Here is a 26,314-nt window from a genome sequence, read left to right as displayed (position 1 = left end):
TCTTCAACAAATAAAATTTCATATCTTAGTACTCCCAACGTTAATTAAGATAAAACTCAAAAAAGAAATGCGAAAATTATTCACCTTATTGGCCCTTGGCGCCTTGGTTCTAAGCTGTGGCGAAAAGAAAGAAGAAAAAAAGGATGGTTTTGAAATGAACCGTACAAAAAAAGAGAAAGTTAAGGCAACGGAAGCTTCGGGAGGTGTTCCCGTGGATTTGGATAACAAGGGTGTTGGCCCAATCAAGAATGTTGAGTTTAGTGATGAAATTGATGCGGATTTAGCAGCAGCCGGGGAAGAAAAATTCCAAGCTATCTGTACGGCCTGCCATATGGCAGAACAACGCATGATCGGACCGGCCTTAAAAGGAGTTTATGAAAGAAGGAGTCCGGAGTGGGTAATGAACATGATCATCAATCCCGATGTAATGCTCAAGGAAGACCCAATTGCCAAGGCTTTATTGAAAGAGTATAACAATGCCATTATGCTAAACCAAAATCTTTCTGAGGAAGATGCCAGAGCCGTTGCGGAGTATTTGCGTACGCTTTAAAAAAATACATAAAAATTTTAAAGCCCTTTCTAATCTTTGGAAAGGGTTTTTTATTCCCTACTGTTTTCCTTTGCTGCTATTAAACCATCTAAAATCTGCCTCACTTTTTCACTGTTCCAATCCGAAGCTCCCTTTTCCTTGATGATGATTTTTCCGGAGGCATCTATAATATAATTCGTAGGGATTGTTTTTTCATATAGGTCTTCAGGTGCTTCCATTTTTGGAACAACCGCAGGAACGCTAAAATTTTTCTTTTCTAGGAACTTCCTTATTTTCTCCGGGTCTTCATTGGATATCATCACAAAATTTATTTTGTCTCCATAATCTTGGTATAAGTCATCTATACTCGGGAATTCTGCGATACAAGGTGGGCACCAAGTGGCCCAGTAACTCATGAACGTGATGTCCCCATCACCCACTTTGACATAGGATTTTTCTCCTTTTAAATTTTCCAATTGATATACAAATGGGTTTAATTTCAACTGTTCTTCCTCAGGCTCCAATCCTGGAGAAAAAAGTTCAACCTTCAATTGGTTCAACATCACCATAATGGAAGTTCTTGTTTGCGGAACAATCAGCAAAACAATAAAAACCACAAAAAGAATATCACTTACCTTGATCTTTCCTTTTTTCATTCTCGTAACAATACTTTACTTGGATATTAGATGAAGTAGACGGACTATGTTCTGAAAAATTACATCTGTAACAAAAATGGGAAAATCACCACTAATAAAGAAATAATTGAAAATGGGTTCCGCAAGTCAACCAATGTTAGTCATAAAAGCCAATAGGGCACTTCTTAAAAAGAGACGTAGCTTTAAGGACATTCGTGCGGAATATGAGGATTTAACCAGTAATACCGAATTAAAATACAAGGAACTAACCCCTTTTCAGCAAAAGCTAATAAGAGACCGTATACGAAGCCAAGCTAAAAAGATACTATTCACAACCTTTGGGTGACCACAATCAGTATTGTAATCCTAATGTCCATTTTTACGTTTCTCTATACCCGATATATGGTTTGAAAGGATTTTGATATTAGAATTTATCGGCAACTACCTTATAGGTTGGATCTTCCATCACATTAACGTCAATAATCTCATCGGCATTTTGGAGTAGACGGATACAATCCTTGCTCAAATGTCTTAAATGAACCTTTTTTCCAACCTTGGCATATCGTTCCGTGATTTTGTTCAGCGCCTCGATACCGGACATATCCGCCACCCTACTTTCCTTAAAGTCGATAATCACTTCTTCCGGGTCATTGGGTACATCGAACTTTTCAGCAAAAAGCGTGGTAGAACCAAAGAAAAGGGGACCATAAATCTCATAGTGTTTTACCCCATTTTCATCCACATGTTTTCTGGCACGGATACGCTTTGCATTCTCCCAGGAATATGCCAATGCAGAAATGACTACCCCTAAAAGTACGGCTACTGCAAGATTATGTGTTATGGCCGTAATCAAGGTTACCAATACCATCACAATCACGTCGGATTTGGGCATTTTCCCAAAGGTCTTAAAGCTGGCCCATTCAAAGGTCCCAATGGCCACCATAAACATAAGCCCTACTAAAGCAGCCATAGGTAAGCGTTCAATCAAACTGGAACCGAACATAATAAACACTAAAAGCATAACCGCTGCAGTAATTCCGGATAACCGTGCTCTTGCCCCGGCAGAAGTGTTGATCAAACTCTGACCGATCATGGCGCAGCCGCCCATACCCGATAAAAATCCCGAGAGGATGTTGGCCGTTCCCTGAGCGACACATTCCTTATTTCCGCTACCGCGGGTTTCGGTAATCTCATCAATAATATTCAGCGTCAATAAACTTTCTATAAGCCCAACGCCTGCAACGATGGCCGCATAAGGTATTATGATTTTAAACGTTGCCCAAGTGAAGGGTAATTGCGGAATGGATAACGGAGGGAAACCACCTTTAATACTTTCCCCCTCGCCCATGATGTCCGCTACGGTCATCGTATTGATACCAAAGCCGATCACTATGGCAGAAACCACGATAATGGCAACCAAGGAAGAAGGAACCGCCTTTGTTAATTTAGGAAGCCCCCAAATGATAACCATGGTCAAAAGCGTGAGCCCTAACATAATATACAATGGAGCCCCACTTAATAAATCACCCGTAGTTTTATTATAAAAGTTGGGGAATTGTGCCATGAATATAATGATGGCCAACCCGTTCACAAATCCGAACATGACAGGATGCGGCACCAATCGGATAAACTTACCCAATCTTAAAAGTCCAGCACCTATCTGCAATACCCCTGCTAGGATAACGGTGGCAAAGACATAATTTAAAATGGTCTCTGGTTCAATCCCGGGAAAATTCCGTTTCAATTCCAAGATCAACCCAACAAAAATTACCGCAACGGCACCTGTTGCCCCCGAGATCATTCCCGGTCGTCCACCAAGAATTGAAGTCACCAAGGCCAAGACAAAAGCAGCATATAGTCCGGTTAGGGGAGAAAACCCAGGAATCAGGGCAAAGGCAATAGCCTCTGGAACCAGGGCCAAGGCCACGGTTAACCCGGATAGTATTTCGGTTTTGTAATCTACCTTTTGCTTAAAATCGAATAAATTCAAATACTTGCGCACGCCTCATTAATTTAAGGGCGCAAAAATAGTATTAATTCCAAGAAGCGGCCAGAAACCGAATGATTATTAACGATTTAGCAACTTACCAAGGTTTTAGACCCAATAATTTTTCTCCCAGCGGCGATAATTTGGCAGTTTCGTATCTCGTTTGTTCCCATTTTCTGGGATCCCCGGGAAATGCATAACCTTCTGGCGCCACCCTGTTTTTCCATGAATTTACACGCCAATTTTTAAGGGCCTCATTATCCTCTTCGGCAGGCATCATGGAAATATACTGAGCTATTCGCACTTTATCCCCTGATTTATTAGGCCGAATTCCATGTGGTTCGGTACTATTAAAAATCAGAAGGTCGCCTGCTTCCATTTTTACCTTCACAATTTTATCCTCCAAATCGGAAATATCAGGTTGAAAATGATCTCGGTCTTCGGGTTGGGTCAATTTCCAGGTATCATAATTACGGTACAACCAAGGAATACACTGAAAACCGCCCATGTTTTCATCGGTTTGATCGGCTAGCGCCAAAACACCCTGTACATTTTGCGGTTTGGTTTCCGGGTCATAATCCCAATGGATAAAACCTTTTTTGTTTTCACCCTCCCGCTGCGGAAAGTTTAGGTTGGCACGATCAATGGTCACCCATAGTTTTTCGGTTCCCCATACATCTACAAAAGCATCATATACTTTTTGGGTTTGGCGGTTATCCCATAAATATTGATGGTTATAGACTTCCACCATTCCAGTACCGGTAAGTTCCTTCATTTTCATCTCTGCCCGTGGCGGGGCATACCAGGTACTTTTGTCATTGGGGTCCTTTTCATCAAATTCCCAAAGGAATTCAGCGGTCTTTTCGGCCTGTTCTTTGGTTATGGCTTTCTTGATGACGATGTATCCGTTATGCTTCCAAAACTCCCAATCGGACTCGGAAAGTACTCGAAGTGGTTCTCCATTAGATCGGTCATTGAGCTTTTGCTTACTGCTTGTCGCGGTCGACGGATTTCCAGGAATATCCTGATGGGCCATATTTCCCATTGCTACTTTTTCTGTGGATTGTTGCATGTTGTATCGTATTTATGTTTGTCTCAATCTTTAGGTAAAACTAGTATGAAACAATTCTTCCGGCTACCGTAATATTAATCTATATTTGAACTATATTAACATTTTTATGTGTTACTTCTTGTTTAATTATCAATTTAGTTATATTAGGTGTAGAAATTCGCGTTGATGAAAGTACAACTGGAAACCATTTCGCCCGATTCTAAAAGTCCGTTCAGGTTATTGCACGACCCTAAACTGAGCCATCTTTTTTATTGGCATTTTCATCCCGAACTGGAACTGGTCTATATAGAAGGTGCCGATGCCAAACGGCATGTGGGCGATCATATCTCGAATTTTGAGGGCAGCGACCTTGTGCTTATAGGCTCCAACATTCCCCATTTGAATTTTGACCATGGCGTTACTACCTCGTACCGCAAGGAGGTATTACATATAAAACCCGGTTTTAAGGATAATGTATTGCGGGATTACCCGGAACTGAAGCAATTGGACCGTCTTTTGGATCTATCCAGATATGGGGTCGCCTTTCACGGTAAGACCAAGGAAGAGGTGGGTACGCTATTGAAGAAATTATATCAATTGGAACCCTTTGATTTCTTTATATCCGTATTGAACATTCTAAAACGTTTGTCCCAAAGCAAGGAGTTTCAACTGTTACATAAAACACCCTATGTTAACAAGCTAAAAAACAAGGAACAAAAGCGGATGCGAATGATATATGCACATATTGATGAACGCTACCAGGAAAAAATAACCTTGGATGAAATGGCCGACCTCTGCGGACTGACCAAACCGGCCTTTTGTCGCTATTTTAAAAAGACCACGGGTAGCACCTTTGTTTCTTTTTTAAACCAATATCGTATCAGTCAGGCCAAACGCTTATTGCTCATGGGAAAGAATGTGGGCGAAGCGTGTTTTGAGTGCGGATTTGAAAGTCTTTCCTATTTTAACCGAAGCTTTAAAAAGATAACGGGCGAGAATCCATCTGTATTTAAAAAAGGTTTTACCGGCCAGTAATTGCAATCTAAATTTTCGGGTTACTTTCCTTAACTTCGGGACACCAACAAATAGTTATATATGAATTACTTAGACCCTAGTATTTATATATCTTTAGTTCCGCATATATAAGAAATATAGATCATTAATGATCTATATACAATTGTTGTACGTATTTTGAGCTCGAACCAACTAAACAGATAATTTAAGCTGAATGAGAGATGACTTTTCTAAACTTACCAAAGAAATTCTAGCTAAACGCGTCAGTTATAAATGCTCAAATCCATCTTGCAAAAAAATGACAATTGGCTCTCATTCTAAATATAATAAAGTAATAAATTTAGGTGTTGCTGCACATATTACTGCTGCGGCTGAAGGCGGTCCTCGATTTTGTCAAGAAATGGAATCGAATGAAAGAAAGAGTATTAAAAATGGAATTTGGTTATGTCAAAATTGTGCGAAACTTATCGATACTGACATTAGAAAGTATTCTGTGGATGATTTGATTCAATGGAAATCTCTGGCTGAAAAAGAATCGTTGTCTGTTATAACGAATGAATTTATAAAAGAAAATCAAAATTCTAGTCTTTACGAAAAAAGAATTATGGTTCTTGAAAAACTATATTATGAAATTAGAGAGGTGGATTCACTAATCAAAGAAATAATTGAGGAAAAAAGTATGCCCTTAAATGAGAAAAATGAAACTGCTTTTTATCTTAGTTTACAAATAGCCCAATTTACTGATGATAACGGGTTTTATTTACAAGACGAAATTGCTGTTCAATGCATAGGAACATTTGTTGGTGTAGGCGATATATTTAATTCGGATGAAAAAATAAGAGAAGAAAGTTTAGAAAATTATACAAAAAACCTTCGAGCATCTCAACGTTTATTAAAATCAGTAGATTCGAAAGGAATAATAGACACTTCTATAAAAACTCCAATAATGACCTATTATTCTGAACTTGAAGCGAAAAAAAGAAAAGAAGATTTCAATTAAAAAAACTTCATACTTAAGACGTATAAAATTAATTGCTTAGTCTCGCCTATTTACGAAAGTACTCGCGGACTTTCTATCTGTGTTTATTTGCTAAATTAGTTGCTGAAACACGCAACGAAATCATACACGAACCGTTGTGCTTCATTATGACCAACCATTAATCAATGATAAAATTCTTTAGAAAAATTCGTCAAAACTTGCTTTCAGAAGGGAAAACTGGAAAATATGTAAAATACGCAATTGGAGAAATTGTTCTTGTGGTTATTGGAATTTTAATAGCATTGCAGATAAATAATTGGAACGAAAACAGAAAAAATACAGAAAAGGAAAATAAATACTTGTCAAATCTAAATAAGGAAATTATCAATGATTCTCTGTCGCTTGAAAGAGGCTGGTTTAATAACAGGCAAAAAAAAATTAAATGTTTAGAACTGGCAAGAAACTATGTGATGGGAAATTATAGTCCAACGGATACACTTATCTTTATAAATAATGTTGGTTTTGGCGGAATAAATAGTAGGGCATCTTTTACAGGTTCCACTAGAACTTACAGTGAATTGGTTAGTACAGGAAATTTAAGTTTAATATCCAATGACAGTATACGAGAACTAATAGTACAATATTACGCCACTAAGGATTTTTTAGAGGAATATTTGAGAAATATAAGAAGTGACTATGCCACTTATGTAAATGGAATTAAAGTATATAATTCAAAATATCCAGATAGTATTAATGCTATTGAAATTCCAAGAATTTTAAAAAAATTAAAAACCGATGAATTTCATAGTTTAATTAACCAAGAATTAACTTATACTTATTCCATAGAAAGGCCATTACAACTAAGTAAGAAAGGAGCATATACACTTAACAATAGAATAGAACAATTCTTAAAGAACAAATAACGAAAGTACAACATCGACTATAGCCCAACGCCAGCCAAGGCTTGGGTAATTTTTCCTACTTTAGAGATTATAAATCATTCCTGGGGAGGTTCGGGGCATCGAGGAGTCGGGCCATAGCCGGAGACGTTAGCGTTTTCGCTAAAAAGACAGCGTGTCCAAAATAAACAATGACCGATTTAAAAACATTCTTCAATAGTTTGACTTCTATTTCGCCCGAAAGTATGAGTCAGTTTTCGGCATTGTTCCATCCCAAAGTTTTGAAAAAAGGCGACTACTTCATTACACAGGGAATAACAGCTAAAGAAATCGGTTTTTTAGAACGTGGCGTTATTCGAGCTTTTTACAGAAATAATGAGGGCATTGAATACAATAAACATTTTTTTGTAAACCCATGCTTTATTGGCGGTTATGCTTCACTCATAACAGGTGCGCCCAATCAAATTATTCAACAGGCGTTAACCGACTGTAACATACAGGTTGCAAAGTTTATAGACATTCAAAACTTGTACGAAACCTGCCCTGATATTGAACGTGGTGCCAGGATTTTAGCCGAACAATTTTTTGTGCAGAAAGAACAGCGGGAAATTGAAATCGTGTTACTGGACGCCGAAAAACGCTATCAAATTTTCCAAAGGGACTTTCCTCAGTTGGAACAACTCGTTCCGCAATACCATATAGCTTCCTACCTTGGAATTACGCCAACACAACTTAGCCGTGTCAGAAGGAAATTATCCGGAAAGTAGCATTTATCAACCTATGTAAATGCAATTGGATTTTGGTTTCTCCAGTTTTGCAGTATCCATTAGATACAAGGCAAAATGAAGCAACTAATCTTAATGTTAATCATGGCATTTTCCCTAAATGCCAATTCCCAAACAAAACAACGTGATATGAAACATCAGAAACCCTACACCATTTTGGTATTGATGAACGCAACGCCCCAATGGCTTACTTTAAACAGAGAGAAGCGAAGCGAATTTGTAGAAAAAGAACTAACGCCAATCTTCGTCAGGGTAAGCAAAACCGTAAACGTTCAATTGTTTGACAGTGAGTATTTTCATGCTTCTGTGTCGGATTTCATGATAGTAAGCACTTCAGATTTGGACGATTACAAATTGTTTATCGAATTGCTTCGAGACACGAAGGTGTATGGTACACCCTATTTTGAAATTAAGGATATCATTGTGGGACAAGAGAACCTGTTTGAGGATTTTAACGACCAGTTTAAAAAGGAAAAACAATGATAACGACAGGAAACACCGTTTTAATTACCGGCGGTTCATCCGGCATTGGGTTGGCCTTGGCAAAACGTTTTTTGGAGCTCCATAACAAAGTCATTATTACAGGGCGTAACAAAGAAAAGTTGCAACGTGTGAAGGCAACATTCCCTGAAATCATAACTTTTTCCGGCGATTTAACGGACCAAAATTCATTAGACGAGCTTGTTTTGTTTATGAAACAAAAACATGTGGACCTGAACATTCTGATAAACAATGCCGCCGTTCAGTACAATTACAATTTTGTGGAAGAACCAGAACTGACTTACAAAATAAACTACGAAGTTGCCACAAACATCACTGCTCCCATACAACTGACAGGTTTGCTTCTCCCCTTGTTGCTGAAAAATAAAAACAGTGCCATAGTCAATGTCAGTAGCGGACTTTTCATGGCCCCTAAAAAATCGGCTTCGGTGTATTGTGCCAGTAAATCCGCTATCCATAGTTTCAGTAAGACTTTGCGCTACCAGTTAAAACACACGGATACAAAGGTTTTTGAAATCATCCCAGCTCTGGTAGATACCCCCATGACAGCAGGAAGGAATACATCAAAAATTTCACCTGAACAACTAACCGATGAATTTTTCCGCAATTTTAAAAAGGACCGATTCGAAAGTTATATCGGCAAAACGAAGTTGTTGAAATATATCAGTAGACTTTCACCCAAACTTGCCGACAGCCTTATGAAGAATAAATAATAAATTGAAAACCAGCTCACTATGAAGCCTCTAATCGTTTTACTTTCCGTATTTGCCGTTTCCCTCTTGACAACAAAGATTGTTCGCGGCAACTTTCAATTTGCGCTATCAGGGCGCATTGCTATGTCAGTAATGCTCGTGTTTACGGCAACCGCACACTTTGCTTTTACAAAAGGAATGTCAATGATGTTGCCCGAATTTATTCCATTCAAAACAGAAACCATTTACTTGACGGGCATTCTTGAAATTGTCGCGGCTATTGGATTATGTATTCCGAATTTTAGAGTATTGACAGGATGGCTTTTAATCTTATTTTTCATTCTCTTACTTCCTGCAAACATTTATGCAGCCGCAAAACACATTGACTTCCAAAAGGAAACTTTTGATGGAAATGGACCAACGTATTTGTGGTTTAGAATCCCGCTACAACTTGTTTTCATTGGTTGGACTTATTTGTCAGCAATCAGAAAAAGATAAAAGCCCGGATCGCTAACCTCTTATGAAAGCAATAGCGACTCTTGTGTAAACTTGAATCGTTATCGCTTTTAATACGTAACTTTCTATCCGAAAAGTAAGCGTACTCATCCGCTACTGCTTCTATACTGGTGGTTATTCCAAATTAAAATCAACTGTAATGAAAATTAGGGAAGCACATAGAAATGACTATACCATTTCAACGGACAAGGATAAGTTGGATATTTTGGGCTATATTACCAAAACAAGCAAATTGGCTTTGCCAGAATAATTTCGGACTATGCAACTATTGCGTATTTAGGGGATGTTTATGTTCTAAAGGAATATAGGGGAAAGGGTTTAAGTAAATGGTTGATACATGAAATAATGGAACATCCTAAACTTCAGGGATTAAGACGCTGGATTTTATTAACGGATACCGCAGAATGGCTTTATGAAAAATATGGATTTACCAAACTGCCCAAGCCAGAAATTTATATGGAGAAACATAACCCGAATGTATATTGCGGAATAGAAAAAACGCAACAATAAGAACTAAAAATCTAACCTCTTAATATTTGAATTATGAAAACAATATATTTCTTCTTAATCAATTGTACCCTAATCAGTACAGTTGCTTTTGGACAATCTAGCGATGAAATTGAAATCAGACGATTAGAAAAACATTGGACAGAATTGCTCGATAGTGGAGACACCTCCTCATTGCTGGAAATATGGTCCGAAAACTATGTTGTAAACAATCCCAATGGAAAAATCGTTACTCCCAAAGATATTGTAGCGCTTATGAAAAGTGGACATAAATTTCCCGCAGTCAAACGAATCATTGAAAATATAACATTCAATCAAGACATTGCGATTGTAATGGGTAAAGAGCTACAACAGCCTTCTAATATGAATCCCAACCATGAGGAATGGATACCGAGGAGATTCACCAATGTTTGGATAAAAAATAAAAATGTATGGCAGTTGGCGGCAAGACAGTCATCCAGAATAGTTAGTGAATAGCCCAGGCAATTAGTACGATATAAAAGTGAAGGCATAACAAAGCATATGGCTTATGACGGATGAGCTACTGATAGGAAAGTTCTTAAGAAATGCCATGAGGCATACTCAAAACCGTTATAAAAAATTCAAATCATGAGCAAAGCACCTCACTTGGGCATAGTTCTTTTAAGTGTCATAGCCATTCTTGTATCATGCACTTCCAAAGAGGAATCTGATCGCTTCATGAAAGAACAGCTCGTCCACGATGCTGAGGTTCTCAAGGATTCTACCAGATCCATAATCAGTAGAATAGATAGTACAGAAATAACAGTTAATGAGCTGGAAGCCAAGGTTAATTCCCTTGTGGTCCAAGCCAAAGTAACAGGACTCGCGATGTCAATCCTTAATGACAATCAGATTATTTACAGAAATGCCTTTGGGTATGCCAACTACGATCGAAAAACTCCATTGCTGATCAATCACTCGTTCTATGGAGCTTCATTGAGCAAAGCCGTTTTTGGATATCTGGTATCGGTTTTATCAAATGAGAACGTCATTGACTTGGATAAGCCTCTTCAAGAATACGTGGATTTTCCGCTTTACGAATTAAAATCCGGAGATAAATGGCGTGGTTTTCAAGATTTGAAAAACGACAAAAGACTTGAGAAGATTACAGCGCGGATGTGCTTATCTCATACCACCGGTTTTCAGAATTGGAGATGGATACCCAGACCCAATGATCCTGAAAACGACAGAATACTTAAGATTTACTTTGAACCGGGAACCCAATACTATTATTCCGGTGAAGGCATGATGCTTTTGCAATACGTTATCGAACATATCACTGGAAAAGAACTAGAAGCATTGGCAAGTGAAAAAGTTTTTAAGCCACTTCAAATGAAGAATACCAGCTATTTATGGCAGGAACGATTTGAGGACAAGTTTTGCAATGGGCATACGGCAGAGCAAGGTGTCCTTAAAAAGGATAAAAGGGATGAAGCCGGAGCAGCGGGTTCAATGGAAACCAACTTGATAGATTATTCGCTTTTTGTTCAACATGTGATGAAACTATACAAAGCGAATTCAGGAATAGCACAAAACTTGTTCAAACCGAATTTCAGAATTCGAACCAAGGCTCAATTCGGTCCCTTATCCCTTCAAGAGTCAAATGAAAACGACAATATTCAACTTAATTATGGATTGGGCTGGGGTTTGCTACAAACACCCTATGGATTTGGAACATTCAAGGAGGGACATGGTGAAGGATTCCAGCATTTTACCATTATCTTTCCCGAAATAGGGACTGGAATCGTGATGCTATCAAATAGCGACAATGCGGAGAGCATATTCAAGGAAATTTTGGAAATTAGCATTGGAGATACCTACACTCCTTGGAAATGGGAAAATTATATTCCCTATCAATCAAAAGAATAAAAACGGTTTACATCAATATATAAAAGGCCTTAAAACGACCGTGTATACGAGACGTTACTAGCAAACAAAAAACGGGCATTATCCATATGAATGCACAATCTGATTTTGAAATTTTCAGCTCTCGAATCTTAAACTTTCCCGTAGAAAAAGTGTATAAAGCTTTTGCCGATCCTGCCCATCTAAAAAATTGGTGGGGACCAAATGGTTTTACAAATACCATTCACGAATTTGACCTAAGACCCGGTGGTAAATGGCTTTTAACAATGCATGGCCCTGAAAAAGGCAACTATGAGAATGCTTCTGTTTTTGAAACTATTAAGCCAAACGAACTGATTCGTTGGAAAAGGATTTCACAACCTTTATTTGATATGGAAATAGCGTTTGAAAAAATTACGGATTCAAAAACTCAAATTTCGTTTCGAATGATTTTTGAAACTGTTGAAGGGTGCTCCAAAATCCGACCTTTCGCCGAACCAAAAAATGAAGAAAATTTTGATAGATTAGAAAAGGAAATTGAAACTATGTAATTTAAAAAAGCCTGCAGTCCAAATAGTGTATAAACTATAGGGGGTTCAGTGCTATTTTGAAGCGTAAGACTATAGATCAAATATTGCGCAATCTGACAGTTAAGTAGCGAGAAATCAGAAACTGTTAGTGCAAGAACCTTTGAGATACATGTATATAAACCGAATTACTATTAGAAAATGGACAAGGACATAACCAAGCTTTTAACGGCTAAATCTGAGCAAATAAAGAAACTCCAAGAAATTGTTAAGAAAGCAATTGAGGAAGAAACTTTAATCACGAACAATCTGTTAAACCCACCGAAAGAAATTCTCACTAGAGGGCAAACAATCTCCGATAAGGTCGCAAAATTTGGAGGTAGTTGGGCTTTTATCATTTCCTTTTTTATCATCCTAGTGGTATGGGTTCTTTTTAATACTTTAACTCCCGTAAAGGACAACTTTGACCCATATCCATTTATACTGATGAATCTTATTCTTTCCTGTATTGCAGCATTGCAAGCTCCAGTTATAATGATGAGCCAAAATAGACAAGAGGAAAAAGACAGAAAAAGAGCTGAAAATGACTACTTGATCAACTTAAAAGCGGAACTGGAAGTAAAAGCACTGAACCAGAAAATTGAGCTTCTAATCCAAGAACAAATTCAAACTTTATTTGAAAGTCAGGCAGCACAATTGGAAATTTTAAAAAAGCTTGAACATAAATTATGATAAAGACCATTTTTACAGATTTTAGAACGGCACTCTTTGCCGGAATAATAATAGTAGCAACAATTATTATCGCTTTTTCTTTTAAGTATTTATCTGAAAAATATATCAAAAAACTCGCCCTAACGAAGCACATAGACCCAACCAGCTATGTTTTTGCCAAAAAAGTCGTTACAGCAATTATTTATTTGATTGGAATTTCATTTGCCCTTGTACAAATACCTGAAATGAAAACTGTAGGCCATTCATTATTGGCAGGTGCAGGTATTTTATCTCTTGTTGCAGGATTGGCTTCGCAACAAGCCCTAAGCAATATTATGAGCGGGTTTTTAATTGTAATGTTCAAACCCTTTAAAATCAATGACAGAATAACATTTAATCAAACCTATACCGGGATTGTAGAAGAAATCAACCTGAGACAAGTAGTTCTTAGGGACTTTGAGAACAATCGTGTAATCGTACCAAACTCCGTAATAAGCACGCAAGTAATTGTTAATGCCAATCTCATCGAAACGAAAGTCTGCAAAATGATAGAAATTGGTATTGGTTATGATTCGGATATCGGTAAGGCCCTTAAAATAATGGAAGAGGAAATAATAAAACACCCTCTACATATCGACAACAGAACACCGGAAGACATACAAAACAATGTACCTGAAGTGGTTTCCAGGGTTGTGGCCTTGGGTAACTCTTCCGTAACATTAAAGGCTTGGGCATATTCTGATACTTCTTCAAATGGCTTTGTTATGTATTGCGATTTGTTGCGCTCCATCAAGGAAAGATTTGATAAAGAAAACATAGAGATACCTTATAGTTACCAAAACGTTGTTATTAAAAAAACGGAATAAAAACGACATCATAACTCGGCCCAAATAATGGAGCCTCCACTTTTGAAAAATCCTCTTGGATTTTTAGTTCTCTGTGTATACCGAGTTACTTGCAAATCCATGAAACTGTCCAGAAGAATAACTCCGAAAAATCAACTGGACATCAAGTAATCACTACGGTCACCTCGAGCGCAGTCGAGAGGTTGTTAATTTCGTTTATTAAAAAAGGCCTCAATGGCATTCAACCTTACATTGAAATTGTTCCTGTGATTGATTCCGGACATTCAATTTTTTTCGATACTTTGTAGGTAAAACCAATAAACGACTTTAAAATGAAAAAAATATTCCTCCTTACCCTTATGGTCTCTCAACTCGGTTGGGTTTATGACATCAGCGCACAGCAAAAAGACGATTCCAAAAACGATGGATGGATTTCCCTATTTAACGGTGAAAATTTGGATGGTTGGAAAGTAGGAAAAAATGCCTCCAGCTTTTCCATTGTGGACGGGGCCATTAAGGTTCAAGGGGATGTAGGACATCTTTTTTACAATGGGGAAGTAGAAGATCATCAGTTCCAAGATTTTGAGTTCAAGGCTACCGTAATGACCAAGCCTGGGGCGAATTCCGGGATTTACATCCATACAAAATATCAAGAAGAAGGATGGCCTTCACAAGGTTACGAAGTTCAGGTGAACAACTCCCACACCGATTGGAAACGTACCGGAAGTCTCTATGATATTGTGGATGTAAAGGAAAACTATGTACATGACAACGAATGGTATACCGAGTATATAAAGGTGGAAGGTAACAGGGTCATTGTGAAAATTAACGACATCGTTGTTGTGGACTATACGGAACCTTCCCAGCCCAAAAGAAATGAAGGCTCCATGCGCCTATTGAAGGGGGGAACTTTTGCATTACAGGCCCATGACCCCAACAGCATCGTATTTTTTAAGGACATTATGGTAAAACCCTTGCCTTAAAATAAGACTGACCAAATTCCAGTTCGCTTTGGCCTCTATCATCGCCGTAACCTCAACAACGCAAATAGCAAAAGTCGCCCATTTGGCACAAACCATTTGGACCGACCATTACACGCCTATTATTGGTGCGTTACAGGTAGATTATATGTTGGAGAAATATCAGTCGGAAATGGCCATAAATGACCAAATTAAAGAAGGGTATCAGTATTATTTGATAAAAACCGATGTTGGTCATGCAGGCTATTTTGCCTTCAACTTACACAAAGGTTTTCTTTTTTTGAGCAAATTTTATGTGCTCAAAAACATGCGGGGAAATGGGTTGGGTAAATTGGCCCTTTCCTTTATCGAAAGTAAAGCTATGGAACTCCATTTGCCCAAAATAAGGCTCACCGTTAACAAGCACAATTCTAAATCCATATCGGCCTATGAAAAAATGGGCTTTGCCAATGTTGACTCCATCGTGCAGGATATTGGGAATGGATATGTTATGGACGATTATGTTCTCGAAAAAAATATTGCTTAGAAAAACTTAAACACATCTGCTGTTGCGTAACTTATATGTAAAAATATGTTGACCGAAATCCATCCCAAATTACCCATGCGCGATAAGAACAAAACCAAGAACTACTATATAAATGCGTTGGGCTTCCGTAACATAGGCGCTGTGGATTATCCCGATTATTTGATGCTCGAAAAGGACGGTGTTCAAATCCATTTCTTCCTTTTTAAAGGTTTGGACCTCAAAGAAAATTATGGCCAGGTCTATATTCGTTGTAATGATATTGACCATTTTTATACATCACTTCTAGAGCAAAATGTGGCCATTCATCCCAATGGGAAATTAACGGTAAAACCTTGGGGACAAAAGGAATTCTCCCTCCTTGATCCAGATAACAACTTGTTGACTTTTGGGCAAAGCCTTTGATTGATTTAAATAATTGTTTATCAGTATTTTAAAATAAAAATAAAAAATCCCAACGGATCGATTTTAAATCTACCTTCGCGCGAAAAATCAATGACCTTACCGCAAAAAGTAACGTTGATAGAACAGTTGTTCCATCAACTGGAAAAGGAAACCGCAGCTTTTCAAAATAATACGGGTTTAAGTTGTCTTTCCGGCTGTGGAAGGTGCTGCACCCATCCAGATATAGAAGCGTCCCCATTGGAGTTTTTGCCATGGGCCTTTCACTTGTTTTTAACCGGTGAGGCAGAAAAAATGTTGCAAATCCTTAGGGAGATTCAAACCGCTACCTGCGTAAACTACCAGCCACTTACCGTTGTAGACCAAGGCCATTGCAAAACCTATAAGTATCGCGGGCTTATATGCCGACTGTTCGGTTATGCGGCCAATACGGACAAATATGGCAAGCTTAGACTGGCAACTTGTAAGGTCATTAAGGAAGGTCAAGCAGAAAACTTTGCTTCGGCATCGGAAAAAATAAGCCAAGGCATGTCCGTGCCCGTGTTTACGGAATACTATATGCAACTCAACCAAATAGATTTTCGTTTGGGAAATATCATTGTACCCGTAAACAAGGCCTTAAGAATGGCGCTGGAAGAGGTATTGCAATACTTTGCCTATAGACCCTTGCCACTTTCTGACAAGGAGTGCGTATAAAACGCATTAGAACTAATCTTTGATTTAATGGAGGTAAGCATACGAGTGCCCATGGCTTACCTTGTTTCTCTATTAATCCGGATGCTAATTGCTGCCTCTTTTAATAAGCTGGCCAAATTAGAGTCCCTAAAAAGATTTAGAAATGAACATTTATAAAGCCATCAAGGACGATCATGATATCCAACGGGAATTATGCTCCAAAATCCTAAAAACCTCAGGAGATTCTGAGGAAAGAAGGGATATCTGGGAGGAATTGAAGAAGGAATTGGAAGTACACGAAGTTGCGGAAGAACGATTTTTTTATTCCCCATTGATAGATTCCGATAAGATGCAGGAAGATGCTAGGCACGGCATGGCAGAACACCATGAAATGGACGAACTCATAGAAGAACTGGACGATACCGATATGAGTTCCCCACATTGGCTGGCCACAATGGAGAAACTTGCCGAAAAAGTGGAACACCATTTAAAGGATGAAGAAGAGGACTTCTTTAAAAAGGCAAAGAAAATCTATTCCAGTGAAGAAGCGGAATCCCTAGCCAAAAGTTATGGGGAAACGGTTTCAGAATATAGAAAGGGATGGCCAGAAGCTATTCCCGGTAAATAATAGATAGTTGCCATTTCAACAAAAAACCGCCGGGAGGTCTTATTCTCCCTGGCGGTTTGAACAACTAACCAACCTAAAAACTATTTTGCTCGCTTCCTTACCACATCCATGGTAGGATTGGAAGTCTTTATTCTTTTCTTAGCTACGGCACCTTTGCCTGTTTTTAAATATTGCTGATATCCCCTACCCTTAAATTCGTAGATAGTTCCGCTATCTGGGTGATATAATTCTATAGTGCCATCATTGATCACATAAAGCTCAAAATAATCGTTGCCAAAAAAATCATAATCCAAGGTCAAGGTCTTTAAGGAAGCATCATTGGCAACATCATAGACCTGATAATTCCCTTCATAATCCCATTGCAGACTACCCAAGGACGTTCCGGGTGCATCCACCGAAGAACGAAACATATTAGGTAGAAATTGAAGAAAGTTCTCATCGTCAAAATCATTCAATTCCCCTTCCGCACTGGTATAGGTCTTTTCCCAAGCATCATACTCTTGGATGAAGTAGTTAATGTTATCATAAAATACCTGGTCGTAATCAAAATTGCCTATTTGATAACCTTGAAGTATATATGATGTGTCCGTACTGGGGTCGTAAAGCTCTATAGTACTCCCGTTTACGGCGTATACTTCCAATAACCATGTGCCATCCACATCATGATCTATTTCTACCACGCCACGGTACACATCATAAAAACCAACATCGATTCCAAACCCGTTTCCGGTCTTCCCGATACCCACAATATTATTATTGGCATAAAAAGTACCACGATCAAAACTAACAGTAAAGGCCCTCTGTAAAAAAGGAACTTCCCCATTTCCACGAGTCTCATTGATGTCTACATACCATAGGTCGTACGCTTGTAAAACTTGGTCTGTATTGAAGGCGGATTCCTCAATGAATTCATCCTCCACAATAACATCTGCGTAGCAGGAAACCAATAAAGTCGCCAGTAATGCGTATCCGAAAAGTAGTTTTACATGTTTCATAACCTATAGTTTTAATTCCGATTAAAAGAAAACAAGCACCGTGCCAAAAAACATAACGGACTGATAATCATTACTTCATATGCAATTTATTATTTGGTAATTTTGTATTGATATTTTAATTGTATGAAGGAAGAAATGAAATTTGCAGTATTGGGAGGCGGGAGTTGGGCCACCGCTATAGTTAAAATGTTAACCGCCAATCAGGATACGGTGGGCTGGTATATGAGAAACTCTGATGCCATTGGTTACCTTAAAATTCAAAAGCACAATCCCAACTATCTTACCTCGGTCGAGTTTAAGACCGAGCAGCTATTCCTAACGGATGACATCAATGAAATAGTACATTATGCCGATGTCTTAATATTTGCCATACCATCGGCTTTTTTAATGCAAGAACTTGAGAAGCTTTCCGCTCCTTTGGACGATAAAATTATATTTTCCGCCATTAAAGGTATCGTGCCCGAAACCGGAAAAATTGTTGGCGAACATTTTCATAATACCTATAACATTCCTTTTGAAAATATTGGAGTAATTACAGGGCCCTGCCATGCGGAGGAGGTGGCCATGGAACGTCTTTCGTATCTGACCATTGCCTGTGCGGACCCAAAAAAGGCCAAGTTAGTGGCCAAAAATCTGTCCAGTAATTTTATTAAGACCAAAATAACCAAGGATATTATTGGTACGGAATACGCTGCCATGCTGAAAAATATCTATGCCATAGCAGCTGGTATCGCTCATGGTTTAGGTTACGGCGACAACTTCCAAAGTGTATTGATGAGCAATGCCATCCGGGAAATGAAACGGTATACCAAACGCATCCATAAAATAGACCGAAACATTAACCAATCTGCCTATCTAGGGGATTTACTGGTTACTGGATATTCCACATTTAGTAGAAACCGAATGTTTGGTAACATGATCGGGAAAGGCTATACCGTAAAAAGCGCCCAAATGGAAATGAGTATGGTCGCCGAAGGGTATTACGCCACCAAAAGTGCCTACCAAATAAAGAACGATTTTAAAAAGAAGGTAAAGACTCCCATCATAGACGCAGTTTACGAAGTCCTCTACGAAAATAAAAACGCTAAAAAAGTATTCGCCGCCTTGACTGAAAAGTTGGATTAAAAGCCCCCTAGCCCTCAAGGGGAAATATTCTTAGAAGTTTAATGTTCATTGGTTTAAAGAAACTAGTGTTGAATGATAGTAAGTGCTGTGGCATTTTATTATTCCATTAATGCTATCTCAATTTCCTTTTCCACAGCTTTTGAGGGTTCTTTAAAATTCGAGTTGATTATTTTACCATTCTTTCCGATAAGAATGTATCTGGGGATTGATTTGATATTATAGTTGTTACCAAATTCGGTTCTCATGCCATTTTCTATGAATAGATTTTGTGCGAAATTTTTATTTTCCTCTTTTAAAAACGATATCCACTTATCTCTTGAAGAATCAACTGAAACAAGGAGAATTTCTACTTCTTCGTTATTTCTGTATTTTTCCGAAAGTTCCAATACTTTTGCTCTATGGTTAATACAAGGCCCGCACCAAGTGGCCCAAGTATCAATGAAGATTACTTTCCCAATTGAACCTTTTAAATCGAATTGATTGCCGAATTTATCTTCAGCCTGAAATGGATAGGCCAACTCCCCATTTTGTGAGGCGAAAAAGGAAGAGGATGGTTGTTCAATGATATTGTAATAAATGTTGCTCTTTTCAGCATTTAATGTTTGGGTTAAAACCTCAGAGTTAAATAATTTTTCATGCTTTTCCCAATATGAAGGCATCTCAATTAATGCTTTGATATAAATAGCTTTCAAAAAGTCAGCTAAATCCTTATTCTCTGTTTTTTCTTCAATAAATTTTAAAAAATCGGTAGTACTCTCTATCCCTTCATGTGTTCTTAAATACTCTATTTCATATTTATAGAGGTAAATATCTGGTAGTGATTTTAATGTTTCAGATGCTTTTGGAATGTCACCTATAAAATCAAAAAAACTATTCTTGGCATCCAAGACTTTTGAAATTCTACCCAACCAAAACAAAAAGGAATAAATGCGAGCGTCATTTTGAAAATGAAGAATATCAGCAATTTCTGCGCTGAATTCGTCTCTATATAGATTTATGACCTTCTCTCTTTTTTGTCTAAAGCTTTCAAATAGAATAGGAATCGAATCAGTATTTTTTTTGTTAAAAATGAAAGAGGTATTATCATTAATAAATTCCAGATTGCTCTTCCAAAGATAATTAACCAAGGAATCCGCCATATTATTTGTCCTTATTATGGTATCTGGTGAAATGTAAATATCCAAATCTTTGTTTTGAGCCAATATCGTAAGGTACTGGGAACTTTTATTTTTAGTATGGATACTTGCCACAGTAGGTAAGCCTAACTCAACCCTTCGTATACCCTGGAAATCGTAAATTTTGGCTAAAGAATTATTAGTTGTTAATTCCGAAATGTAAAGTGTATCAAAATCAATTTTTGAGTCAACGTTGATAACAAAGTTGGAATTCTTTTGATTACAGCCATAGAATACAAATAAGACTAAAATCAATAGTAAGTATTTTGATTTCATTAAGTATTCTTTAATGGTTTGCCAAAAAAACTTTATACAAAATCAAGCCCTATTCAAAGAAAAATCTGAATGTTCCTTGATTTCATTTTCCAATGTTTTCTGCCAAGCTTTTAGCTGAGCATCATCCGCTTTGAAAATCTTTTTGAATTCCTTTAGGACCGAATCCATATACTGGGTAATACTTTCAATATCAAAATAAAGCCTGCCCGTTCTTCTAATAAAGAAATCCATGGGATTCAGCACCATTTCGTTGTAGCACCCGTACTCCAACTCCGCCAAAACAAGTTTGGTAGCATTGTCCGTTTCGGTTCTTTTTTCATACAGTTCTAAGATTGCTTCTGTCTGTTCCCCATAATTCGTAACCAAAAACCAAGCATCGTGTTTTGAAAAACCATCGGGCTTGATGCGTTCGTAAACCTTGTCAATGTATTTTTTTACGTGTTTGAATTTCTTGAAATTATCGTTTCCGCAGAGCGAAATCTTGTCCGTATAGCATTTCTTGGTCTCCGTTTCGTGTTCCAGCTTCAGTTTTTCCACTACACGGTCCACGACCCGTTCTGCCATTTTCCGATAACCCGTAAGCTTTCCACCCGCTATACTGATCAAACCGGTGTCGGAAACAAAAATTTCATCCTTTCTGGAAAGTTCGGAGGCCGATTTTCCTTCTTCATGAATCAAGGGTCGTAGACCTGCCCAAGAAGAAACAATATCATCCAGTTCCAGATTGATATCCGGGAACATATTGTTCACCGCGGAAATAAGATAGATGGCATCGGCAATATCCGTACGGACCTTGTCCTTGTTGTCGTTATAATTGGTATCCGTAGTACCTACATAAGTTATCTTCCCCCTTGGAATGGCGAACATCATTCGGCCATCGGGAATATCAAAATAAACAGATTGTTTTACAGGAAGCTTTTCATATGGAAAAACCAAATGTACCCCTTTGGTCAGATGCAGTTGCTTACCCTTTTTGGAATTGTTGAGCACCCTAAGGTCGTCAACCCAAGGTCCCGCAGCGCTAATGACATATTTGGACTTGATTTCGAAATCCGTCCCGGTAACCTCATCCCGTACTTTTACACCCGAAACCTTTTCATTTTTATACAAAAAATCGGTTACCACGGCGTAGTTCAAGGCCTGTGCGCCGAAAAGTAAGCTTGTCTTTATATTTTCAATGGTGAGCCTAGCATCGTCCGTTCTATATTCGGCATAATAACCCGCCCCGTTCAATATCTTTTTGGGCAAAAGGGGTTCCAATTTTAAGGCTTCCTTCTTCTCCAACATTTGCCGTTTATCATCACCTGAAACCTGGGCCAAAATATCATATACCTTTAGTCCGATGGAGGTCAGCCATTTCCCATAAGAACCGTTTTCAATCAATGGCAACAACATTTTCTCTGGAAGCACCAAGTGAGGAGCCAATTTATGTACGATGGAACGTTCTGTACCCACTTCCTTAACCAGCCAAAAATCGAATTGTTTTAAATAGCGTAAGCCCCCGTGTATCAATTTAGTGGACTTGCTACTGGTGCCGGATGCAAAATCGTTTTTTTCCAGCAAAGCTACTTTCAAGCCCCTGGACGCTGCATCCAAGGCTATACCTCCCCCAGTAATCCCTCCGCCGATAATCACCAAATCAAAAGATTCGGTTTTTAATCGTTCAATATATTTCTCGCGGTTTAAATTGGAAAACTCTATATGCTGCATAATTTTCTTTCTTCCATAAAGATAAGATGTAAGGCACCCGTATGAACCGCCATACTTCTTAATTTAATGATAAAATAACAGGCTTATTCCTCTTCCCAAGCTTTAGATCGTTCCACGGCCTTTTTCCATTGGGCATATAATCGTCTTCTTTTCGCCCGATCAAATTTTGGTTTGAAGATTCTGTTCATGGGTCGGTTCTCATCAATATCCGCTTGTGTCCAAAGCCCCACTTGAATACCTGCCAGAAATGCCGCTCCCATGGCTGTGGACTCTATCACTTCGGGCCTATGCACTTCGCTATCCAAGATATCGGCCTGAAACTGCATAAGGTGATTGTTTGCACAAGCACCGCCATCTACCCTTAGGTTTTTTAACTGTAATCCGGAATCATCCTCCATGGCCTTTAGGATATCCTTTGTCTGATAGGAAAGTGACTCCAAGGTCGCTTTGGCCAAGTGGGCCTTGCCCGTATCCCTGGTCAACCCAAAAATGGCTCCTCTGGCGTACATATCCCAATAAGGTGCGCCCAGCCCTGCAAAGGCTGGCACAACGTATACGGAACTTTCTCCCTCTACCGAATCCGCAAGGGCCTCGGTTTCTTTGGCATCTTTTATAAGTTGCAGACCATCGCGTAGCCACTGTATGGCCGCTCCCGCGATGAAAATACTTCCTTCAAGAGCATAATTGACCTTGCCATCCAAGCCATAGGCAATAGTGGTCAATAACCCATTCTTTGAAAATTGGGGTTCTTCGCCAGTGTTCATTAGCATAAAACAGCCAGTACCATAGGTGTTTTTCGCGGTTCCCTTTTTAAAACATCCCTGTCCGAACAAGGCTGCCTGTTGGTCCCCGGCAATCCCCGCTATGGGAATTTTAACTCCGTCGATTTCAAAATCCCCAAAATGAAATGCCGAGGGTTTTACTTCGGGTAACATGCTCTTTGGAATATTCATGGCACTTAATAGCCTATCGTCCCATTTTAAATTTACAATATCATACAGGAGGGTTCTTGATGCGTTGGTATAGTCCGTTAAATGGTTTTTGGTCGTGGTCATATTCCATACCAACCAAGTATCTATAGTTCCAAATAGCAATTCGCCCTTATCGGCTTTCTCCCTAGCACCTTCCACGTGGTTCAAAATCCATTGGACCTTGGTTCCGGAAAAATAAGAATCGATGACCAAGCCTGTAGTTTTTCGTACATGCTCGGTAAGACCTTCCTTTTTAAGATGTTCACAAATGTTTGCTGTACGTTTGTCCTGCCACACTATGGCATTGTACACGGGTTTACCCGTGTTTTTGTCCCATACCACGGCGGTTTCACGTTGGTTGGTTATGCCTATTCCTTTTACATCTTTTAAATCGACATTATTCCCCGATATTAATTCTTTTAAAACACCCATTTGTGTTTCAAGAATTTCAATGGCATCGTGCTCTACCCAACCCGACTTGGGAAAAATCTGTTTGAACTCCTTTTGCGCCATCCCTTGAATTCTCCCTTCCTCATCCACTAGCAATGCACGCGAACTTGTCGTTCCCTGATCTAACGATATGATATATGCTCCCATAAAATCTTTTGAATTTAAATACAGCCTAAACTGCATTTCTTAGAAAGATAATAGGATTTAATTAGTTTTCAAAGGAAATGGTGACTTCCCTAATTTGTAAGTGATTTTACTTTTCCCAGGAATACTCCCGTTCTACCTTGCAAATTCTAACCTTGTAGTTTTTATACCAGTCACTAATTCCTTTAGACTGCGCCAACATATGTTCGGAATTGCTTTTCCAATGGGCAATGGCCTCCAAACTTTCCCAATAACTTACCGTTATTCCAATATCTTCCCTAGCACTTTCAATACCTAGATAACCGGATTGGGTTTTGGCCAATTCATCCATGGCCTCTGCCATTTTCGAATAACCTTTATCACCATCCGTACGAACGGAAGTGAAGATTACGGCATAATAGGGTTTGGTTTTCATCTAGTCGATAAACTCCTTTTCTAAAAAATAATCTACAATGGCCTCTTTCATTAAAACGGCCTGCTCGCCTGCCTTTAAGGGTGGAAGATTTTCCTTGATTTTATAATGTGGCCAACCCTCTTCATCAAAAAAATCGAATTCATAATAGCCATAAGGTTCCAATAATCTGCAAATGGCTATGTGCATCAAATCCAATTTGTCATCTTTCTTATATTTCCTGTGATATTGGCCAAGTTCCTGTATTCCTACCAAATAAATAATGGCGTCCAATTCCAGAACGTCACCATCCGCAAATCTATTGGATAGTTTACTTACCAATATATCCCATCGTTCCTTCAATTGTATATCCCTTGCCATAAAGCAGTTTCAATTTTAAGATTATAAAGGTACTAATCTAAAGCATTATATTTGTTGAAACCAGGGTAATGAATTTTTTGGACATTGTATTGGGATTGCTTCTACTCTGGGGCCTTTGGAAAGGTCTCACCAATGGTCTTTTAATTGAGATTGCATCCATTATAGCCTTAATTGCCGGAATTTATGGGGCGATTCACTTTTCTTATATCGCTGGCGATTATCTTTCTGAAAGGATGGATTGGGACGAAAAAATCATCAATATAGCCGCCCTGACCATAACGTTCATCCTTATTGTTTTGGCAGTTCATATTTTGGGTAAAATATTGACAAAGATTATTGATTTTGCCATGTTGGGCATTTTAAACAAACTTGCCGGAGCCATCTTTGGTATTTTGAAGGTGGCCGTAATTCTTGGGGCGCTTTTGGTGTTCTTGGACCGCTTGAACACTAATTTTGTTTTCCCTAGCCAGGAGATGAAGGCAAATTCCGTTCTCTACGCCCCTTTGATAGATATTGGTGCCTTCATATTTAACAATGTGCTTAAAGGTAGTATGACCGAATAGCACCTGATCCCGACCAAAAACAACAATCCCCCGATTAAAAACACTTGTTCGCCAAATCCGAGCAGTTGGTCGAAAAATATAGAAGTTTTACCGTACCCAACATCTATTTTCTTTAATATTACATTGTTGATTTCCCCGATCAACACGAGAACAACACCCAATCTTATCTTTCCTACATAGCTATAGCTGAACAGCCTGCTTTCAAATAGAACACTATATGAAAATGAGATTGCTTTATGCTATCCCAGTGTTGTTTGTTTTGCTTTTTTCGTGTACGACGGAACCTTTGCAGAACGAGACAATTATTATGGAGGCACAGAACAATATAATTCTGGAACAGGAAGTATTGAACGTAGTAAATGATTATAGGGTTTCATTGGGCCTAAACAAACTTGAGTTCAGTGAAATCGCATACAAGTATGCGAACAAGCATACGGACTACATGATAGCCAAAGGAGGTTTAAGTCATGACAACTTTAGCGCAAGGGCATCCAGTATAAATTCTGAAATATCCGTCAAAATGGTAGCGGAAAATGTAGCCAAGGAATATGATACGGCCATGGAAGCCTTTGAGGGATGGTATAAAAGCACCAACCATAAAAAGACCATGGAGGGCGAATTTACCCATACAGCGGTTAGCGTTAAAAAGAATGCTCAAGGTGACTTTTACTATACACAGCTTTTCTATCAGGAATAGGTATAGCTTTCAATGCCCGTATTCACAATTGACTTACTGGGAACGGCACTAAAAAGTCGGTAAAATGAATATGTAGTTCGTCGATAATCCCTTATTTATTGGCGTTTGTCTAATCAACGTATTTTAAGGCCGTATTGAAGAAATTATTCTGATCTAACCTTACCTCTCCTTTATTTTTGCTTTA

General features: G+C 38.5%; 32 protein-coding genes. 23 read left to right on the top strand and 9 right to left on the bottom strand.

What is annotated here, in order from left to right; translation table 11 throughout:
* The first annotated feature begins 67 nt into the window (after nucleotides 1-67).
* On the top strand, nucleotides 68-550 hold the full coding sequence (locus CJ263_RS09320; protein ID WP_094997016.1) for a c-type cytochrome: 483 nt from the start codon (nucleotides 68-70) through the stop codon (nucleotides 548-550).
* 50 nt (nucleotides 551-600) lie between these two features.
* Here CJ263_RS09320 and CJ263_RS09315 read toward each other — a convergent pair whose 3' ends face one another.
* On the bottom strand, nucleotides 601-1,185 hold the full coding sequence (locus CJ263_RS09315; RefSeq protein ID WP_094997015.1) for a TlpA family protein disulfide reductase: 585 nt from the start codon (nucleotides 1,183-1,185) through the stop codon (nucleotides 601-603).
* Between the two features lie 112 nt (nucleotides 1,186-1,297).
* On the opposite strand from CJ263_RS09315, the gene CJ263_RS09310 reads away from it, so the two are divergent.
* Nucleotides 1,298-1,510 carry a hypothetical protein gene (locus CJ263_RS09310; protein WP_094997014.1) on the top strand — a complete coding sequence of 71 codons (213 nt, stop codon included), beginning with the start codon at nucleotides 1,298-1,300 and terminating at the stop codon, nucleotides 1,508-1,510.
* A gap of 78 nt (nucleotides 1,511-1,588) precedes the next feature.
* Here CJ263_RS09310 and CJ263_RS09305 read toward each other — a convergent pair whose 3' ends face one another.
* Both CJ263_RS09305 and CJ263_RS09300 read right to left on the bottom strand, forming a co-directional pair.
* Complete coding sequence (locus CJ263_RS09305; RefSeq protein ID WP_094997013.1) at nucleotides 1,589-3,166, bottom strand: SulP family inorganic anion transporter; 1,578 nt, start codon at nucleotides 3,164-3,166, stop codon at nucleotides 1,589-1,591.
* 82 nt (nucleotides 3,167-3,248) lie between these two features.
* A complete protein-coding gene (locus CJ263_RS09300) occupies nucleotides 3,249-4,223 on the bottom strand; it encodes a phytanoyl-CoA dioxygenase family protein (RefSeq protein WP_094997012.1) in 975 nt (324 codons plus the stop codon).
* 165 nt (nucleotides 4,224-4,388) lie between these two features.
* Here CJ263_RS09300 and CJ263_RS09295 point away from each other — a divergent pair, with 165 nt between their 5' ends.
* The 18 genes from CJ263_RS09295 to CJ263_RS09210 all read left to right on the top strand — a co-directional run bounded on the left by CJ263_RS09295 (nucleotide 4,389) and on the right by CJ263_RS09210 (nucleotide 17,252).
* Nucleotides 4,389-5,237: a helix-turn-helix transcriptional regulator gene (locus CJ263_RS09295; RefSeq protein ID WP_094997011.1), complete on the top strand. Its 849-nt coding sequence runs from the start codon at nucleotides 4,389-4,391 to the stop codon at nucleotides 5,235-5,237.
* 193 nt (nucleotides 5,238-5,430) lie between these two features.
* Complete coding sequence (locus tag CJ263_RS09290; protein ID WP_094997010.1) at nucleotides 5,431-6,216, top strand: hypothetical protein; 786 nt, start codon at nucleotides 5,431-5,433, stop codon at nucleotides 6,214-6,216.
* Nucleotides 6,217-6,380: 164 nt separating this feature from the next.
* Nucleotides 6,381-7,118 (top strand): DUF6090 family protein, encoded by a 738-nt coding sequence (locus tag CJ263_RS09285; protein WP_094997009.1) that lies wholly within the window; start codon nucleotides 6,381-6,383, stop codon nucleotides 7,116-7,118.
* Nucleotides 7,119-7,285: 167 nt separating this feature from the next.
* Nucleotides 7,286-7,861, top strand: a complete 576-nt coding sequence (locus CJ263_RS09280; RefSeq protein ID WP_094997008.1) for a Crp/Fnr family transcriptional regulator — start codon at nucleotides 7,286-7,288, stop codon at nucleotides 7,859-7,861.
* A 147-nt stretch (nucleotides 7,862-8,008) separates the two neighbouring features.
* Nucleotides 8,009-8,362 (top strand): darcynin family protein, encoded by a 354-nt coding sequence (locus CJ263_RS09275; protein ID WP_158657120.1) that lies wholly within the window; start codon nucleotides 8,009-8,011, stop codon nucleotides 8,360-8,362.
* Complete coding sequence (locus CJ263_RS09270; RefSeq protein WP_094997006.1) at nucleotides 8,359-9,093, top strand: SDR family oxidoreductase; 735 nt, start codon at nucleotides 8,359-8,361, stop codon at nucleotides 9,091-9,093. Before CJ263_RS09275 ends, CJ263_RS09270 begins: the two co-directional genes overlap by 4 nt.
* Nucleotides 9,094-9,114: 21 nt before the next feature.
* Nucleotides 9,115-9,570 carry a DoxX family protein gene (locus tag CJ263_RS09265; protein ID WP_094997005.1) on the top strand — a complete coding sequence of 152 codons (456 nt, stop codon included), beginning with the start codon at nucleotides 9,115-9,117 and terminating at the stop codon, nucleotides 9,568-9,570.
* 249 nt (nucleotides 9,571-9,819) lie between these two features.
* Nucleotides 9,820-10,098 carry a GNAT family N-acetyltransferase gene (locus CJ263_RS09260; protein WP_308423225.1) on the top strand — a complete coding sequence of 93 codons (279 nt, stop codon included), beginning with the start codon at nucleotides 9,820-9,822 and terminating at the stop codon, nucleotides 10,096-10,098.
* 33 nt (nucleotides 10,099-10,131) lie between these two features.
* Nucleotides 10,132-10,572 carry a nuclear transport factor 2 family protein gene (locus tag CJ263_RS09255; RefSeq protein WP_094997004.1) on the top strand — a complete coding sequence of 147 codons (441 nt, stop codon included), beginning with the start codon at nucleotides 10,132-10,134 and terminating at the stop codon, nucleotides 10,570-10,572.
* 132 nt (nucleotides 10,573-10,704) lie between these two features.
* Nucleotides 10,705-11,985: a serine hydrolase domain-containing protein gene (locus tag CJ263_RS09250; RefSeq protein ID WP_199768165.1), complete on the top strand. Its 1,281-nt coding sequence runs from the start codon at nucleotides 10,705-10,707 to the stop codon at nucleotides 11,983-11,985.
* Nucleotides 11,986-12,071: 86 nt separating this feature from the next.
* Nucleotides 12,072-12,512 carry an SRPBCC family protein gene (locus tag CJ263_RS09245; RefSeq protein ID WP_094997002.1) on the top strand — a complete coding sequence of 147 codons (441 nt, stop codon included), beginning with the start codon at nucleotides 12,072-12,074 and terminating at the stop codon, nucleotides 12,510-12,512.
* A 177-nt stretch (nucleotides 12,513-12,689) separates the two neighbouring features.
* Complete coding sequence (locus CJ263_RS09240; protein WP_094997001.1) at nucleotides 12,690-13,220, top strand: DUF1003 domain-containing protein; 531 nt, start codon at nucleotides 12,690-12,692, stop codon at nucleotides 13,218-13,220.
* Complete coding sequence (locus CJ263_RS09235) at nucleotides 13,217-14,065, top strand: mechanosensitive ion channel family protein (RefSeq protein WP_094997000.1); 849 nt, start codon at nucleotides 13,217-13,219, stop codon at nucleotides 14,063-14,065. Before CJ263_RS09240 ends, CJ263_RS09235 begins: the two co-directional genes overlap by 4 nt.
* 311 nt (nucleotides 14,066-14,376) lie before the next feature.
* Complete coding sequence (locus tag CJ263_RS09230) at nucleotides 14,377-15,027, top strand: 3-keto-disaccharide hydrolase (RefSeq protein ID WP_094996999.1); 651 nt, start codon at nucleotides 14,377-14,379, stop codon at nucleotides 15,025-15,027.
* Nucleotides 15,028-15,055: 28 nt separating this feature from the next.
* Complete coding sequence (locus CJ263_RS09225) at nucleotides 15,056-15,550, top strand: GNAT family N-acetyltransferase (protein WP_094996998.1); 495 nt, start codon at nucleotides 15,056-15,058, stop codon at nucleotides 15,548-15,550.
* Between the two features lie 45 nt (nucleotides 15,551-15,595).
* Nucleotides 15,596-15,952, top strand: a complete 357-nt coding sequence (locus CJ263_RS09220; protein WP_094996997.1) for a bleomycin resistance protein — start codon at nucleotides 15,596-15,598, stop codon at nucleotides 15,950-15,952.
* Nucleotides 15,953-16,042: 90 nt separating this feature from the next.
* Complete coding sequence (locus CJ263_RS09215) at nucleotides 16,043-16,645, top strand: YkgJ family cysteine cluster protein (RefSeq protein ID WP_094996996.1); 603 nt, start codon at nucleotides 16,043-16,045, stop codon at nucleotides 16,643-16,645.
* A 142-nt stretch (nucleotides 16,646-16,787) separates the two neighbouring features.
* Nucleotides 16,788-17,252, top strand: a complete 465-nt coding sequence (locus CJ263_RS09210) for a hemerythrin domain-containing protein (RefSeq protein ID WP_094996995.1) — start codon at nucleotides 16,788-16,790, stop codon at nucleotides 17,250-17,252.
* A gap of 80 nt (nucleotides 17,253-17,332) precedes the next feature.
* Here the strand turns inward: CJ263_RS09210 and CJ263_RS09205 are convergent, their stop codons facing one another.
* Nucleotides 17,333-18,247, bottom strand: coding sequence for a nicotinic acid mononucleotide adenyltransferase (locus CJ263_RS09205; RefSeq protein ID WP_094996994.1), 915 nt, complete (start codon nucleotides 18,245-18,247; stop codon nucleotides 17,333-17,335).
* Nucleotides 18,248-18,370: 123 nt separating this feature from the next.
* Between CJ263_RS09205 and CJ263_RS09200 the strand changes: the two genes are divergently transcribed.
* Nucleotides 18,371-19,372 (top strand): NAD(P)H-dependent glycerol-3-phosphate dehydrogenase, encoded by a 1,002-nt coding sequence (locus tag CJ263_RS09200; protein ID WP_094996993.1) that lies wholly within the window; start codon nucleotides 18,371-18,373, stop codon nucleotides 19,370-19,372.
* A gap of 98 nt (nucleotides 19,373-19,470) precedes the next feature.
* Here the strand turns inward: CJ263_RS09200 and CJ263_RS09195 are convergent, their stop codons facing one another.
* The 5 genes from CJ263_RS09195 to CJ263_RS09175 form a co-directional block, all read right to left on the bottom strand.
* The gene (locus CJ263_RS09195; protein WP_094996992.1) at nucleotides 19,471-20,823 is read right to left on the bottom strand and encodes a TlpA family protein disulfide reductase; all 1,353 of its coding nucleotides are present in this window, start codon (nucleotides 20,821-20,823) and stop codon (nucleotides 19,471-19,473) included.
* Between the two features lie 42 nt (nucleotides 20,824-20,865).
* The gene (locus CJ263_RS09190; RefSeq protein ID WP_094996991.1) at nucleotides 20,866-22,533 is read right to left on the bottom strand and encodes a glycerol-3-phosphate dehydrogenase/oxidase; all 1,668 of its coding nucleotides are present in this window, start codon (nucleotides 22,531-22,533) and stop codon (nucleotides 20,866-20,868) included.
* Nucleotides 22,534-22,616: 83 nt separating this feature from the next.
* Nucleotides 22,617-24,101, bottom strand: coding sequence for a glycerol kinase GlpK (gene glpK / locus CJ263_RS09185; RefSeq protein ID WP_094999187.1), 1,485 nt, complete (start codon nucleotides 24,099-24,101; stop codon nucleotides 22,617-22,619).
* A gap of 106 nt (nucleotides 24,102-24,207) precedes the next feature.
* Nucleotides 24,208-24,513: an antibiotic biosynthesis monooxygenase family protein gene (locus CJ263_RS09180; RefSeq protein WP_094996990.1), complete on the bottom strand. Its 306-nt coding sequence runs from the start codon at nucleotides 24,511-24,513 to the stop codon at nucleotides 24,208-24,210.
* Nucleotides 24,514-24,870, bottom strand: coding sequence for a hypothetical protein (locus CJ263_RS09175; RefSeq protein ID WP_094996989.1), 357 nt, complete (start codon nucleotides 24,868-24,870; stop codon nucleotides 24,514-24,516).
* Nucleotides 24,871-24,938: 68 nt separating this feature from the next.
* On the opposite strand from CJ263_RS09175, the gene CJ263_RS09170 reads away from it, so the two are divergent.
* Together CJ263_RS09170 and CJ263_RS09165 are read left to right on the top strand one after the other, a co-directional pair.
* Nucleotides 24,939-25,433, top strand: a complete 495-nt coding sequence (locus tag CJ263_RS09170) for a CvpA family protein (protein ID WP_094996988.1) — start codon at nucleotides 24,939-24,941, stop codon at nucleotides 25,431-25,433.
* A 223-nt stretch (nucleotides 25,434-25,656) separates the two neighbouring features.
* Nucleotides 25,657-26,130: a CAP domain-containing protein gene (locus CJ263_RS09165; RefSeq protein WP_233726905.1), complete on the top strand. Its 474-nt coding sequence runs from the start codon at nucleotides 25,657-25,659 to the stop codon at nucleotides 26,128-26,130.
* Nucleotides 26,131-26,314: the final 184 nt, after the last annotated feature.

Origin of the sequence: Maribacter cobaltidurans, assembly GCF_002269385.1 — a bacterium.
Lineage (GTDB): Bacteria > Bacteroidota > Bacteroidia > Flavobacteriales > Flavobacteriaceae > Maribacter > Maribacter cobaltidurans.
This window is presented reverse-complemented; position numbering and strand designations above follow the sequence as displayed.